The following is a 13,570-nucleotide window of genomic DNA, read 5'->3' as shown; positions in this document are numbered from 1 at the left end:
CTCATCAACCCCATCTATGTAGAACCAGTTCGTTCACGGGACGTGCACGCGTCGATGCCGTCGTGGGGGACGCGTACTGCAGAACCTGCGACTGGCAGGAAACGTCGGGGGAGTCGACGGCACTGGATCGGGCGATGCTCGAACACTTTCGCGAAACGGGGCACGCGGTCGAGCGAGCGGACATCGAGCGGGGTGGCTCCGGCGATCACGGAAGGCTCGACACAGCGGAGACGTCCGGAACGGGCACGGCCCCCGGAGGCTCCGGCTCCGGGGATCGGTTTCCGGCGATCGGTCGACTCGAGCGGACGGAAGAACGTTGAGGGGGCAAGGGCGTAACGACTGCGAAATCGACACCGACACCGACACCGACACCGACACCGTAGACCGCCGCGTCAGGCGAAATCGTCGAACGTCGGACGGTCGCGGTCGCCGGGGAACTCGTCGACGGGGACCTGTGTCTGGTCGCCCGTTTCCATGTCTTTGATCGTTAGTTCGTCGTTCGCCAGGTCCTGTTCGCCGACGATGACGACCGTCTCGGCGTTGATCGAGTCCGCGTAATCGAGTTGCGCGCCGAACGACCGGCCCGCGACGTCGGTCTCGACGACGTGACCGCGGTCGCGCAGCGTCTGGGTAATCCGGGCGGCTTCCGTGCGGGTATCGCCGATCTGGAGGACGTAATAGTCGGTCGTCAACTCCTCGTCGGGCCAGACGCCCGCGCGCTGACAGAGCAGAGAGAGCGTGGCGTGTCCCGGCGCGACGCCGACGGCGGGCGTCGGCTGGCCGCCGAACCCTTCGATTAGGTCGTCGTACCGGCCGCCGCCGAAGACCGACCGCGACACCTCGCCGGTCGAGTCGAAACACTCGAAGACGACGCCCGTGTAGTAGTCCAGCCCGCGGGCCGTCTCGAGCGAGATCGTACAGTACTCGCGCGCGCCGAAGTCCTCGGCGGCCGCGAGCACGGCCTGGAGGTTCTCGACGGCGTCGGTCACCCGTTCGGTCTCGGCGAAGGCCTTGACCTCCTCCAGGTCGCCGCCGGCGACGAGGTCGTCGAACTCGGCGGCCTGATCGTAGTCGAGGCCGGCCTCGACGAGCAGGTCGTGGTACTCGGCCGTCGAGAGCTTGTCCGATTTGTCGACCGCGCGGATCGCGTCGTCGGTGTCGACCTCCGCGTCGTAGGTCTCGAGAACGCCACCCAGGATATCGCGGTGGGAGATGCGGAACTCGAAGTGCTCGCCCGTGAGCCCGAGGTTCGTCAGAGCGTCGGCGGCCCACGCCAGGATCTCGGCGTCGGCCTCGGGTTCGGCCGAGCCGAAGATGTCGACGTTGGTCTGGTAGAACTCGCGCTGGCGGCCCTGCTGGACCTGCTCGTAGCGCCAGAACGGCCGCGTGGAGAACCACTTGATCGGCTTCGAGAGTTCCTGCTGTTTGGCGACGACCATCCGCGCGACGGTCGGCGTGAGTTCCGGCGTCAGCGTGACGTGGCGGCCACCCTGGTCCTCGAAGGCGTACAGTTCCTCGACGATGTCGTCGCCGCTCTTGTCGGTCCACATCTCCGCGCGCTCCAGAGCCGGCGTCCCGATCTCGCGGAAGCCGTACCTGCGGGCGGTGTCCTCGAGGGTATCGATGGTCTCCCGACGAGCGGCCATCTCCTCGGGGTAGAAGTCACGAAAGCCCTTGATTCGGTCGTACATGGAAAGGAGTTGGCCGAGCGCGGACTTCTATCCTTTCCTCTCGACCGGAGAGTCACGCGCCTGTGCGTACCGCTCGAGTCGGGCCCCAGAGAGCAGGGCCGAACCCCGAAAGTTTCGCCCCGCTATTCACCCTGGGCAGGAGCGCGATCGGGATCAGCGTCGGCATCGGCCTCGTCGTCGCCGAGATCGCCGGTCGCCGCGTCCCCGCTGACGAGGAACTCGAGAACGTTTCCGATGAATACCTCGTTGTCGGCGACGTTGTAGTTCTCGGTGGTCATGAGGGCCGTATCACCGATAGCGACCGCGTTGTCGTTCCGGGCAGCGACGGCGTACTCGTCGGCTTCGCGACTCTCGGAGTGTTCCGCCGTCGGGTTCGTCGTCAGCAGTTCGTCGCCTGCGGTCAGCACCTGCGTCGGACCGTCGAGAACGACGCGATCGACTCCTTCGGTGAGGTCCGAGTCGGCCGGCGGCGTCACGCCGATCGTCCGGTAGTTCGTCTCGTAGTTCTCCATGTCGTACAGGTAGCCGGTGTCGTAGCCGATCCCGAAGGGGGAGGTCACCGACGCGAACTCGCCGTCGTCGTCCATCGCCGGCCCCATCAACCCGAACGCACCGAGGATCGACCCGCCGTCGTCGCTCTCGGGACCGCCGAGGAACAGGACGCGACCGTCCGCCTCCGCGAACTCGGAGACGAGTTCCGCCTCGCTCGGCAGGTACCGGGCTCCGGGGTCGACCACGACGTACGCGTCGGCTCCCTCGAGCGCGTCGGTAAGCCCTTCCTCGCGCTTCTCGGGCCGTGCGTCGGGGTCGAGGTCGTAGTATTCGACCGTGTGCCCGGCCGCCGTCAGGGCCGAGACCGCCGGCTGGAGGTCCTCGACGGAAACGTCGTTCGAGTGGGCGACGTCGATCACGATCGTCTTCGAACCCGTCCCAGCGTCGATCGAGATGTCGCCGCCGCGCTCGAGTACCGGTGCGTCGACGCTCTCGGGCTGAAAGTGAGCCTCCTCGACGGTGGGCTTCTCGGTCGTGCCCTGGTCGGTGACGACGCCGGCGGTGGCGACGCCAGTGACCGTCAACGCGACGACGACGACGAACACGAGGAGCCGCGATCGAAGTTCGTTGCGATCCACGGTCATGGTCGTTCACCCCCGTTGGTATCGGCGTCTCCGTCTTCGTCTCCGATCTGCGTGGCGGCATCGGATTCGGCCGTATCGACGACCGTCCCGCTCTCGCCCTCGACCGAGCCCCACACCGCGAGGAACGCGGGCGTCTCGACGCCGCCGTAGTCGCCGAACGTCTGGGGATGGTCGTGCGGTTCGTCGACGACGACCGGCTCGCCGTCTTCGCCACCCTCGAAGAGGATCGGCAGTCCGAGCGTCCGATCGTCGCTCAGTTCGACGACCTCGTAATCGTTCAGTCCGGCCTGTTCGGCGGCCGCTCCGATCGCGACGTCCGTGTCACCGATCTCGTCCGCGAGTCCGTTGTCGACGGCTTCGACGCCGATGTAGACGTTCGCGTACGCGAGTTCCGTCTCGGAGAGCTCGAGTTCGTCGCCGCGGTGTTCGACCACCGAGCCGATGAACGTCTGTTTCATCTTCTCGGCCCGCTGTTTGACCTGTTCTCTCGTCATCCCGGATTTGTCCGGTCCCGTGGTGATCTCCCGGTCAGGGGACGAGGAATCGATGTGGGTCGCACGCACGCCGATGCTTCCGACGGTCGAACTCGGGTTGACGTAGATCTCGTCGCTGGGGGCGCTCATGTAGTAGCCGCCCGACGCACCAACGGACTGGATGCTCGTGACCACCGGCATCTCCTGGGCGGTTCGCTCGACCGCCAGATAGAGGCTCTCGCTGGCCGTGACCCCGCCGCCGGGACTGTCGACAGCAAGGACGACGGCGTCGATCGATTCGTTCTGTCGCGCCTCCCGCAAGTCGTCCGTCACTGCTTCGGCGCTTCGTTCGGTTATCGAACTGTCCATCTCGATCACTGCAACCGTGCCGTCGGGTTCGCTCGTCGCCCCCCAGGCAACCGGAGCGACGGCGGCTCCGACGAGGAGGGCGATCAGGACGATCGTCACGTACGACCGCGCGATCGTCCCGAGCAGGTTCCGGACGGCGTCTAGATACCCACTCATGTACCAGTGCGGCCAAAGGTATCTAGTAAGTATACTAAAATCATTCTATCTTATTTTACGCTAGGAATCGTGGACTAATGGCTGGCGAGAGGCGGACCGGGAATCGACAGCAGCATCACCTTATCGAACTGGCATAAAAGAGGGAGACGAGCGTTTTCCGGGTCTGAAATCGCGCGACGGACCCCTGCTGGCCCACCACTGGTCGAACGCTCCGCTACCAGCGACGGGACGCTTCGCACTCAGGAACTGGTCGTCCCGTCCAGTAAGGGACGCAACACTGCAGCCAGATCGTCGAGGTCGGCCACCGTCAGTGTCGCTTCCGTGCGAGCGTCGTCGCCGACGTACACCGTTTCGAACCCACACTCTCGAGCAGGAACGATGTCCTCCTCGAAGGTGTCGCCGACGTAGACGAACGTTTCGGCGGGAAGTTCCGCCTTCGCGTGCTCGAAAATTTCGCTCGCCGGCTTGCGAGCGCCGAACTCGTTCGAGACGACGACCGACTCGACGAGGTCGTCGAGTCCGTGCGCTGTGAGTTTGCGCCGCTGCATCCGCCCGTCGCCGTTCGTGAGAACTCCGGCGCGGTGCTCCCGGGCGACGAGTTCGACGAGTCGACGCGTCGTTTCGGGGACCCGGGTCGCGGCGACCTCGGTCTCGACGTATTCGTCGGCGAGCGCCGCTGGATCACCAGGCACGTCGTACTCGCGACAAACCGCGGCGAACGCCCGCTCGTAGGGATCGTCCTCGAGGTCGTCCAGGGCGGCGAGCACCCGGTCGGAGTAGGTCTTCACCATCGATTCCGTCGCGTCGACCCCGTCGGGAAGCGTCCGCGCGAACAACTCGTCGAACGGGCGCGTGTACTCGAGCAGCGTTCCGTCGAGGTCGAAATACACGGTCGCTGTCACGTTCGCTGGTCGATTTCCCGGTATGTAGTCGTTGCTATCGGGGACGGGAGACGACCGATAGGTACGACGACACTGCGTCGGATCCCGAGTCCAGAACGGAACGGCGAAACCGAAAACCAGGTGGCGTTATCGCACTCCCGTCACGTACGTCTGCTCGTGATCCGGGAAGAAATCCCGGACCGCTTCGCGGCCGTCTTCCTCGGCGATGATCGCCCGTAGTTCGGCCTCGTAGTCGGCCCGGCGAATCTCCTCGCTGGGGCCGACCGTCACCTCGAGGTGGGTGTCGACCAGGCGGTCGACCGCGCCGCGGCCGAACCCCGAGAGGGGTGCGATGTAGTCGACGCCGTGTCGGTCCTCGAGGCTCTGTGCCTGTGCGCGGGAGACGGTCGGCACGCGGTCGTCGCGTCGGGTCCCGTCCGCGATGGCGGCGAAGTCCGCGGCCGCGAGTTCCTCGAGCGCGTGCTGGTGGACGTGCTGGATGCCGTTCCGGGGGAAGCCGTCCTCCCGGATGCGGTCGACGGCCTCGTAGGCGACGTCCGGATCGAGTTCCAGGCGTCGGAAGTCGAACCCGAGGTCGTCGGCGGTCTCGCGGGCGTGCTCCCAGTCGTCGCTGATGCCGAAGTGGGCCGTCGTCAGGGTCACGTCGTAGAAGTCCTCGAGGAGAAGCGCCGCGAGCGTCGAATCCTTCCCGCCGCTGTAGAGCAAGCCGAGGTCCATCACCGTCACGTCACCGGCGCTGGATGTCGAAGCTCTTGGAGTCGGGTTTCAGCTCCTTGAGGAGCTGTTTCATCTTTTCGTCGTCGATTTTGCCCTGAATCCGGCCGCTGCGGGCGAGCGAGACGACCTGGCGCTCGACCTGCTCGCCGAACTGGGGCTTGCTCATCTTGACGGTGTTGAGTCGCTTGCGGGCGTCGTCGGTGAGATGCTGGCGCAGCACCGCGTTCTTCTGGGCTTCGGCCTGTTGCTTGGCGGCCTCCTGTGTCTCGGCGTCTTGCCCTTCGGCCCGTTCCTGCAGTTGCTCCATCTTCTTCTGTCGCAACTCCTCGAGTTTCTCCTCGTCCGGGCGTTCGCTCATGACTATACGAGTATACTCCTGCAGGCGGGAAAATGATTACGGACTTCCGACCGACAGACGCCGGGCTGGCGGAGAAAGCGAGGGTGTCGCCGGGAAAACGAACGTCCGCGGCGTCGGGGTAGGTTACGGTATCGTGCCGTCTCGTCTCGACTCGTATAGTGTAGCGTAATCTACGCGTAGCGCTCGAGTTCCGGACGGTCGAGTTCTTCGAGGACGTCGCCGGCAGTGTCGTCCAGCAGACTCTGGCCGTCGGGGGTGACGCGGCGACCTTCGCCCTCGGCGGTCTCGACGAGCCCTTCCTCCTCGAGCTGCTGGAGGATGGTCCGGATCAGGTTCCGGGAGCCGTCGGTGCGGTGAGCGGGAGCGACGCGGTAGCGGGTGGAGCCGCCCTTCGCGCCGCCGTACTCGGTCGCGAGCCGTTCGACACCGATGGGACCGCGGTCGGCGACCTTGCGCAGGAGACTCGCGGCGCGGACTGCCCAGAAGTCCTCCTGTTCGGGCGGGAGTTCGCGATCGGCGCCGGTCTTGGTGAACTGCGCCCAGTCGGGTTCGTCGAGCCGTTCCTCGAGGTCCTCGGCGAGCGCCTCGATGAGGTCGTCCGCCGGAACGTCGTACATCGTAGCCATTGGCGTTGGGTTCCCTGTCGCGGCATTTAAGACCATCGTATTCGTGTCCACGCTGCGGTCCCCGCTCCGGTCGACGCCGCTCGTGCGCGACTCGGTCCCGGACCGTTTTTCGCCCTCGAGTCGAAACGGCGGGTATGGACGAACGCGGGGCACTGGCGCTTTTGGACGCGGAACTCGAGGCCGTCGGCGACGACGCGGCCGTGATCGACGGGCTGGTCGTGACGACGGACATGCTCCACGACCGGACGGACTTCCCCGAGGGGACGACCCGGTACACGGCCGGCTGGCGGTCCGTCGCCGCGTCGCTGTCGGACGTGGCCGCGATGGGGGCCGAAGCGACGGCCGCGGTCGCCGCCTACGCCGCCCCCGCGTTCGATCGGACGGAACTGCTCGCGTTCGTCCGCGGCGCGAGCGACGTCTGCGAGGCGGTCGACGCCGAGTACGTCGGGGGCGACCTCGACGAACACCAGGAGTTCACGGTAGCGACGACCGCGATCGGTCGCACGGGCGCGGACGGCGACGGTGCGGACCCCGTCCCCGTCCCCAGAAGCGGCGCTCGTCCCGGCGACCGCGTCTGCGTGACCGGCACCCTGGGGCGAAGCGCCGCCGCCCTCGAGCTGTTCGAGCGGGCGACCGACGCCGACGCCGACGCCGACGCCGGCGACTCGAGCGCGGCCGAACTGCGGGACCGTGCCAACGACCTCTTCCGATTCGAGCCCCGGGTCGCCGCCGGCCGCGCGCTCGCCCCGCACGCGACCGCGATGATGGACTCGAGCGACGGGCTCGCCCGCTCGCTCCACCAGTTGAGCGAGGCCAGTGACTGCGGGTTCGCGATCGACGGCGGTCGAGTCCCGATCGACGACGCCGTTCGCGACGTGGCCGACGACGAGGCGGCGGCGCTCGAGTTGGCGACGACGTTCGGCGAGGACTTCGAACTGGTCGCGACCGTTCCCGAGGACGAACTCGCGGCCGTCCGGGAGGCCGCTGACGTACCCGTGACGGAGATCGGAACGGTACTCGAGGGCGAGGACGGAATCACCCTCGACGGGGAGCCGTTAGCGGACGAAGGGTACACGCACGGGTAGGGCTACTCGATCACCACGATCGGTACCTGCATGAAACACAGCAGGCCGAGCGCGAAGGTGACGATCCCGAGGACGAACCGGCCGGTCCCGAGCTCCCCATCGTCCATCGGCTCCGCGGGGCCGACCGACGCCAGCACCGCGGTGAACACCCCCCAGATGCCCCAGATGAGCACCGAGTTCAGCCCGTAGTCGGCCACGTAGTAGAGGTAAGCAGCGAGGCCGAACAGCACGCCGGGCACCAGCGCCGCGATCGTCTCCTGGTAGCGGCCGGCCATCGCCCGCAGGATGTGCCCGCCGTCGAGCTGGCCGACGGGGATCAGGTTGAGGAAGGTGACGAACATCCCGACCCAGCCGCCGATGACGACCGGGTGAACTGCCGTCGCGGGATCGTCCCGGTACAGCGGCTGGTCGAACGCCGCCGCGAGCAACTCGAGCAGCGGCGGGTAGCCTAGCTGGATCTGGATGGCGTTGGGATCCTGGACGACCTCCGGCGGCGCGGTGACCGGCGGGAGGTGGAGCCCGACGATCGTCACCGCGATCGTGGCGACGAGGCCTGCGAGCGGCCCGGCGACGCCGATATCGAACAGCGCCTTGCGGTCGGGCATCCGCCCTTTCATCTTGATGACCGCGCCCATCGTGCCGATCAGCGTCGGGACGGGAATGAAATACGGCAGCGACGCCTTGACCTTGTGGTAGCGGCTCAGCACGTAGTGACCCATCTCGTGAACCCCGAGGACACCCAGGATGGCCACCGTGAACGGCCACGCGCGCCACATCTCGGTCGGGTTGGCGATCGGGTCGATGTGATACCACATCGACCCGGCAAACAGCGTCGAGACGACCGTCAGCGCGAGCAGGAGAACGTTCGTCCAGGGGACGCCGTCGATGCCGACGCTGATCGGCTCCGCGACGAGTACGTACTCCCCGTGGCGTGTCCGCAACTCGAGGTCGTACCCCGCTTCGCGGAAGACGGGCCACAGGTCCTGCATCACCTGCTCGGGCTGTTTCAGCGGGTCGCCGTAGTACACGAGCCGGTCGTCGTCCTCGCCCTCGGTTCGGACCTCGTAGACCGCGAACGCCGACCGGATCCGCGAGAGGGGCGGCCCAGCCTCGAGGCCGGCGTCGGAGGGCGCCCTCCCGAACCCGGTCGAATCGCCGTCGTCCATCGTGTGTTCTTGACGATGGCCGGGTATAAATCGACTGCTGTCGGTTCGCCTCCCTGCGAACGGGCGAAATCGAGTGCCCTGGCTCCCGGGCCAGAGTTAAACGCAAAACGGGGCAGAGCGGGGCGAGGGAGAACAGTGAAAGCGGAAAACGCGATGATGCGGGGACCAGACCGATCTACGCGGGTTCCACGCGCCACGTGGTCGCGCTCGTGTACGACCACTTCTCGATTTCGAGGTCACTCGCCGACTCCGAGAGTTTGACCATCAGCGCGCCGATCTCCTTGGGGGAGAGCCCGACCTCGTCGGCGATAAACTTGCCCTTAAAGTAGAGCTCTCCGTCTTCGGCGCGTTCGCGCAGGTAGCGTTTCAGGCGGCGTTCCTTGCTTTCCGTGGAGGGTTGCGTTGTCGTGCTCATCGACGTCACCGCGTTGTGGCGAGGATATGTTATAAAGGCGGGACGGTTAGCGCCGTTTCGTCCGCGTTCAGCAGTTCCGGCGGTAATTGATCTTTTATTCTTTCGTAGTAGATGTTTTACTGTCTCCTCAGATGGCTCGAGACTTTTTATCGTCGCATCTAATCTATTATACCGTTCGCAATACTCACGGTACCTTCTTGTTCTATTTATCTCGAATGTCTTCGTATTCTACCGGTGCTGACGTGGAGAAAAGCGGGTCAGGGTCGGTCGTGGACCCAGAACTCGTCCTCGACCGTCACTTCCTTCTTGAACAGCGGCACCTCGTCTTTCAGACGGTTGATCCCGTCCTCGACCGTTCGGAACGCCTCCTCGCGGTGGCCAGCGAGGACGACGACGAAGACGATGTCCTCCCCGTCCTCGACGACGCCCGTCCGGTGGTAGAGTTCGACCTCGAGGACGCCGTCGCGGTCCTCGAGTTCCCGTTCGATGGTCGCCATCCGCTCGTCGGCGACGCCCTCGTACTTCTCGAACTTCAGGTACTCGGTGCGGGCGTCGTCTTCGGCGTCTTTCGCCCGGACGCGGCCGGTGAACGTGGCGATCGCCCCGGATCGCTCGGCCTTCGGCGATCGCTTGACGCGTTCGACGAGCGAGCCGAGCGTCTCGTAGGGTTCAGTTGCCTCGAGGGCGGCGACGAGGCCGTCGTCGGCGTCGCCCTGGTCGGGTGTGGGGAACGCCGTCTCGAGGTCGGCGGGAGCGTCGATGACGGCTAGCTGGGAGTCGTCCCCGTCGGCTTCGGCCGCCTCCGGTCCGATAGCTATCGACGGGTATCGCAGTTCGGAGACGCCCACGACGACCGCGTAGTCGCAGTCGACCGCGAGTCGGTCGAGCGCGTCCTGGACGGTCAGCCCCGTCCCCGTGGCCGTCCAGTCGCCGTCCGCGCCGAGGTCGTAGGTGACGTCGCCGCCGAGCGCGACGGATCCCCCGTCGTCGCGGGTCTGGACCGGCGTCCCGTCCGCGATGGTGGCGTCGTACCTGACGACGCCGACCCGTCCGGTCCGGGAGAGCCGGTCGACGACCCGATCGACGACTCGTTCTACCGCGTCGCCGTCGACCCCGCGGTCGATGATGCCGAGTACGTGCATATGCCCGAAACATGGTCGTGTCGGGGTTTGTAGCTGTCGCCACCCCGCCGCGACCACCGTGGCACCCTGGATCGTTTTGTCAGTCACTGTCGAACGTTACCGTATGTCTCGAGAGGAAGAGACACACCGGATCGGCTTCGTCGGCGACGTCATGCTCGGCCGCCTGGTCGACCGGCGACAGCGCGAGCGGCCGCCCGACGCGGTGTGGGGAACGATGCTCGAGCGGCTCCGGGAACTCGACGCGCTCGTCGGCAACCTCGAGTGCTGTCTCTCGACGCGGGGCCGGGAGTGGCAGCGGACGAACCGCCCCTTCCACTTCCGGGCGGACCCCGACTGGGCGGTGCCGGCGCTCGAGGCGGCCGGGGTCGACGTCTGTACGCTGGCGAACAACCACGTGCTGGACTACGAGGTGGTGGCGCTGCGGGACACCCTCGAGCACCTGGACGAAGCGGGGATCGCCCGCACGGGTGCCGGGGAGACGATCGACGAGGCGCTCGAGCCGGCGGTCGTTACGGTCGACGGCGATGGCGATGGTGGCGACGAGGACCACTTCGAACTCGCCGTCGCCTCCCTGACCGACAACACCCGCGAGTACGCGGCCGACGAGGACTCGCCGGGAACCGCCTGGATCGACGTCGACGTCGACGACGACCGGACGAGACGGCGCGTTCGGGAGGCCATAGAGCGCGCTCGAGAGGCGGAGCCGGACCTGCTGGTCGCGTCGCTGCACTGGGGGCCGAACATGGTCACGGAACCGCCGAAGTCGTTCCGCGAGTTCGGCCGCTGGCTGATCGAGGAGGGCGTGGACCTGGTTCACGGCCACAGTGCCCACGTCTTCCAGGGGATCGAGGTTCACGACGGGCGGCCGATTCTGTACGATACGGGCGACTTCGTCGACGACTACAGGGTCGACCCGGAGCTGCGAAACGACCGGAGCTTCCTGTTCGTCCTCTCGGTCTCCCCGGACGGCGAGCTTCGGGAGTTGCGACTCGAGCCGACGGAGATCGACGACTGTGCGGCCCGCGAGGCGGGTCCCGACGCGGCCGAGTGGGCACGGGATCGAATGCGGGAGCTGTCGTCGCCGTTCGGGACCGAGTTCGACCGCGACGCCGAGTCGCTCGTGCTCCCGCTCGAGCGGGATGGGTAGCGCTATCGGAGCGTATCGGCCGACAGCGGTCGGCTCGTGTCGGTAGGTTGAACAGCCACAGTTCCGTACGAATCGCCATGGCGACGGACGAGGCCGGAGTGGCGACCGAATCCGACCTCGAGCGGACGGTCGGGTTCGTGGGTGCACTGACGATCGGCGTCGGCACGATGATCGGGGCGGGAATCTTCGTCTTCCCGGGACTGGCCGCCGGGCGGGCCGGCCCCGCTGCGTCCGTCTCGTTCGCGATCGGCGCGGTCATCGCGTTGCTCGTTGCGCTCCCGACCGCGGAACTCGCGACTGCGATGCCGAAAAGCGGCGGGGGTTACTACTTCGTCTCCCGGAGCATGGGCGCGCTCGCGGGGGCGATCGTCGGGATCGGCCTGTGTTTCGGGCTGCTGTTCGCGTCCGCGTTCTACCTCGTCGGCCTCGGCGAGTACGCCCTCACGACCCTCCTCGAGGCCGGCGTCGTCGAGACCGAACGCGCGACCGTCGGTCCGTTCCCCCTCGCGGTCTTCGCCGGCGGCGCTGCGGGTCTCCTCCTGACAGCCGTGAGCATCTCCGGGACCGAACACACCGAGTCGATCCAGAACGCGGTCGTCGGCGTCCTGCTGGCGATCCTCGCGGTCCTGTTGTCAGTCAGCGCCCTCGACGTGGTCGGGATCAGGGGCGACCCGTCGCTTCCGGCGGCGTTCGCCCCGCGCGGGTTCGGGCCGGTGCTCACGACGGCCGCGCTCGTGTTCACGTCGTATCTCGGGTTCGCACAGATCGCGACGGTCGCCGAGGACGTCGTCGAACCCGATCGGACGCTGCCGCGCTCGATGGTCGGTTCGGTCCTGCTCGTGGGAATACTCTACGTCGTCACGATCCTGATCGCGGCGAGTACCTTCGACCCGGGGACCATCGCCGGGATGGGCGAGACCGCGATCGTCGAGGTCGCACGCGCCTACCTCGGCTCGATCGGGGTGCTCGGCATCCTCGTCGGCGGACTCCTGGCGACGCTCTCGAGCGCGAACGCCTCGATCCTGGGGGCCTCCCGGGTCATCTACGCGCTGAGTTCGGACGCGCTCGCGCCGCCGGCCGGCGCCCGACTGAGCCGGAAATACGGCACCCCCCACTTCGCGCTCTCGTTCGTCGGCGGGGTGGCGGTCCTGTTGGTGGGCTCCGGCCGAACCGAGATCCTCGCTGAGGTCGCGTCGTTCCTCCACCTGGTGATGTACGGGTTGATCTGCGTGTCGCTGCTTGTCCTCCGGCGATCCGACCCCGACTGGTACGACCCGTCGTTCGAGAGCCCCGGCTCCCCCCTCGTGCCGGCCCTGGGTGCCGTCGCGAGCTTCGGCCTGACGGCGTTCATGCAGCCACTCTCACAGCTGCTCGGAGCCGTCGTCGTGGCCGGAGCGGCGGTGTGGTATTATGTGCACGGCGCCGAGACATCCCTCAAAGGAGCGCTCGAGTCATGACTCCGACGCCGACCATCGTCGTCCCGATCGAGGTGATGGCGGGGCCGACGGTCTCGGACGCCCTCGCCGAGTTCGTCGCACCGCTCCCCGTGCTCGTCCTCGGCGTCGTCGAGATTCCCGATCAGACGAGTTCGACGCAGGCCCGGGAACAGTTCGAGGAGGGCGCGTCCCGGACCATAGAGACCGTCGCGGAGGGGTTCGCGGCGGCGGGCGCCGACGTCGACACCCGGCTCTCGTTCACCCACGACGCGAACGAGACCGTCGAGCGGGTCGTCGCCGACCTCGAGCGGGCCGTCGTCCTGTTTCCGGCGCCGGCGACCGAGATCGAGGACGTCGTCGTCGCCGTTCGAAGCGACGCGACGGTGCCGGCCGCCGCCTCGACGGTCGCCGCGCTCACGCAGGGCGATGAGTCGGCGATCACGGTCTACCACGCCGCCCTCGAGGACGAGGGCAACGACGAGATCGACCGAATCCTCTCGGCCGTCGAGACGGCGCTCGAGGACGCCGGCATCGATCCGGACCGGCTGACCCGAACGGTCGAGCGGGCGGACACTCCGATCGACGCACTGGTCGCCGCCGCGAACGATCACGACCTCCTCGTCGTCGGCGAGACTGAACCCCGTCTTCGGGACCACATACTGGGTGAGACACACGAGCGTATCGCCACGGGAGCCGCGGCGCCCGTCCTCGTCGTCCGGCGGCCGGCCGTCGAGTGAGCCGGCGGCGCTCG

The 13,570-nt window shown here is 67.1% G+C and carries 14 protein-coding genes; 4 read left to right on the top strand and 10 right to left on the bottom strand.

All coding sequences use genetic code 11. The features are described 5' to 3' along the window. Window positions 1-392: 392 nt before the first annotated feature. The 7 genes from hisS to BM113_RS04980 form a co-directional block, all read right to left on the bottom strand. Window positions 393-1,691, bottom strand: a complete 1,299-nt coding sequence (hisS, locus tag BM113_RS05010; RefSeq protein ID WP_089785915.1) for a histidine--tRNA ligase — start codon at window positions 1,689-1,691, stop codon at window positions 393-395. A 122-nt stretch (window positions 1,692-1,813) separates the two neighbouring features. Next, on the bottom strand, window positions 1,814-2,827 hold the full coding sequence (locus BM113_RS05005) for a hypothetical protein (protein ID WP_089785913.1): 1,014 nt from the start codon (window positions 2,825-2,827) through the stop codon (window positions 1,814-1,816). Beyond that, window positions 2,824-3,825 carry a S49 family peptidase gene (locus BM113_RS05000; protein WP_089785911.1) on the bottom strand — a complete coding sequence of 334 codons (1,002 nt, stop codon included), beginning with the start codon at window positions 3,823-3,825 and terminating at the stop codon, window positions 2,824-2,826. The genes BM113_RS05005 and BM113_RS05000 overlap by 4 nt, the downstream gene beginning before the upstream one ends. Before the next feature lie 239 nt (window positions 3,826-4,064). Continuing rightward, complete coding sequence (locus tag BM113_RS04995; RefSeq protein ID WP_245757974.1) at window positions 4,065-4,727, bottom strand: HAD family hydrolase; 663 nt, start codon at window positions 4,725-4,727, stop codon at window positions 4,065-4,067. Window positions 4,728-4,853: 126 nt separating this feature from the next. Then, window positions 4,854-5,444, bottom strand: coding sequence for a DUF7411 family protein (locus BM113_RS04990; protein WP_089785907.1), 591 nt, complete (start codon window positions 5,442-5,444; stop codon window positions 4,854-4,856). Window positions 5,445-5,454: 10 nt separating this feature from the next. Then, window positions 5,455-5,802, bottom strand: coding sequence for a DNA-binding protein (locus BM113_RS04985; protein WP_007140223.1), 348 nt, complete (start codon window positions 5,800-5,802; stop codon window positions 5,455-5,457). 170 nt (window positions 5,803-5,972) lie between these two features. After that, on the bottom strand, window positions 5,973-6,428 hold the full coding sequence (locus BM113_RS04980) for a 30S ribosomal protein S19e (protein ID WP_089785905.1): 456 nt from the start codon (window positions 6,426-6,428) through the stop codon (window positions 5,973-5,975). A gap of 134 nt (window positions 6,429-6,562) precedes the next feature. Between BM113_RS04980 and thiL the strand changes: the two genes are divergently transcribed. Continuing rightward, window positions 6,563-7,513 carry a thiamine-phosphate kinase gene (thiL, locus tag BM113_RS04975; RefSeq protein WP_089785903.1) on the top strand — a complete coding sequence of 317 codons (951 nt, stop codon included), beginning with the start codon at window positions 6,563-6,565 and terminating at the stop codon, window positions 7,511-7,513. A 2-nt stretch (window positions 7,514-7,515) separates the two neighbouring features. On the opposite strand, the gene BM113_RS04970 is transcribed toward thiL, so the two are convergent. From BM113_RS04970 to BM113_RS04960, 3 genes are all read right to left on the bottom strand, one after another. Beyond that, window positions 7,516-8,679, bottom strand: coding sequence for a site-2 protease family protein (locus BM113_RS04970; protein WP_089785901.1), 1,164 nt, complete (start codon window positions 8,677-8,679; stop codon window positions 7,516-7,518). Window positions 8,680-8,854: 175 nt separating this feature from the next. Beyond that, window positions 8,855-9,094: a DUF7123 family protein gene (locus BM113_RS04965; RefSeq protein WP_089786448.1), complete on the bottom strand. Its 240-nt coding sequence runs from the start codon at window positions 9,092-9,094 to the stop codon at window positions 8,855-8,857. Window positions 9,095-9,351: 257 nt separating this feature from the next. Then, window positions 9,352-10,236, bottom strand: coding sequence for a molybdopterin synthase (locus BM113_RS04960; protein ID WP_089785899.1), 885 nt, complete (start codon window positions 10,234-10,236; stop codon window positions 9,352-9,354). 103 nt (window positions 10,237-10,339) lie between these two features. Here BM113_RS04960 and BM113_RS04955 point away from each other — a divergent pair, with 103 nt between their 5' ends. The 3 genes from BM113_RS04955 (at window position 10,340) to BM113_RS04945 (ending at window position 13,556) form a co-directional block, all read left to right on the top strand. After that, on the top strand, window positions 10,340-11,383 hold the full coding sequence (locus BM113_RS04955; protein ID WP_089785897.1) for a CapA family protein: 1,044 nt from the start codon (window positions 10,340-10,342) through the stop codon (window positions 11,381-11,383). A gap of 77 nt (window positions 11,384-11,460) precedes the next feature. Then, window positions 11,461-12,840, top strand: coding sequence for an APC family permease (locus BM113_RS04950; RefSeq protein ID WP_089785895.1), 1,380 nt, complete (start codon window positions 11,461-11,463; stop codon window positions 12,838-12,840). Continuing rightward, on the top strand, window positions 12,837-13,556 hold the full coding sequence (locus BM113_RS04945) for a universal stress protein (protein WP_089785893.1): 720 nt from the start codon (window positions 12,837-12,839) through the stop codon (window positions 13,554-13,556). The genes BM113_RS04950 and BM113_RS04945 overlap by 4 nt, the downstream gene beginning before the upstream one ends. Window positions 13,557-13,570 lie beyond the last annotated feature (14 nt).

The organism is Natronobacterium haloterrestre, from assembly GCF_900112205.1.
In the GTDB taxonomy this organism is placed as follows: domain Archaea; phylum Halobacteriota; class Halobacteria; order Halobacteriales; family Natrialbaceae; genus Natronobacterium; species Natronobacterium haloterrestre.
The sequence above is the reverse complement of the archived record's forward strand: the minus strand, read 5'-3'. Positions and strand labels throughout refer to the sequence as shown.

Coding starts and splice junctions, on each gene's coding strand:
- BM113_RS04955 (WP_089785897.1), top strand. CDS start 10,340: ATGTCTCGAGAGGAAGAGACACACCGGATCGGCTTCGTCGGCGACGTC.
- thiL (WP_089785903.1), top strand. CDS start 6,563: ATGGACGAACGCGGGGCACTGGCGCTTTTGGACGCGGAACTCGAGGCC.
- hisS (WP_089785915.1), bottom strand. CDS start 1,691: ATGTACGACCGAATCAAGGGCTTTCGTGACTTCTACCCCGAGGAGATG.
- BM113_RS04960 (WP_089785899.1), bottom strand. CDS start 10,236: ATGCACGTACTCGGCATCATCGACCGCGGGGTCGACGGCGACGCGGTA.
- BM113_RS04945 (WP_089785893.1), top strand. CDS start 12,837: ATGACTCCGACGCCGACCATCGTCGTCCCGATCGAGGTGATGGCGGGG.
- BM113_RS04965 (WP_089786448.1), bottom strand. CDS start 9,094: ATGAGCACGACAACGCAACCCTCCACGGAAAGCAAGGAACGCCGCCTG.
- BM113_RS04950 (WP_089785895.1), top strand. CDS start 11,461: ATGGCGACGGACGAGGCCGGAGTGGCGACCGAATCCGACCTCGAGCGG.
- BM113_RS04980 (WP_089785905.1), bottom strand. CDS start 6,428: ATGGCTACGATGTACGACGTTCCGGCGGACGACCTCATCGAGGCGCTC.
- BM113_RS04985 (WP_007140223.1), bottom strand. CDS start 5,802: ATGAGCGAACGCCCGGACGAGGAGAAACTCGAGGAGTTGCGACAGAAG.
- BM113_RS05005 (WP_089785913.1), bottom strand. CDS start 2,827: ATGACCGTGGATCGCAACGAACTTCGATCGCGGCTCCTCGTGTTCGTC.
- BM113_RS05000 (WP_089785911.1), bottom strand. CDS start 3,825: ATGAGTGGGTATCTAGACGCCGTCCGGAACCTGCTCGGGACGATCGCG.
- BM113_RS04970 (WP_089785901.1), bottom strand. CDS start 8,679: ATGGACGACGGCGATTCGACCGGGTTCGGGAGGGCGCCCTCCGACGCC.
- BM113_RS04990 (WP_089785907.1), bottom strand. CDS start 5,444: ATGGACCTCGGCTTGCTCTACAGCGGCGGGAAGGATTCGACGCTCGCG.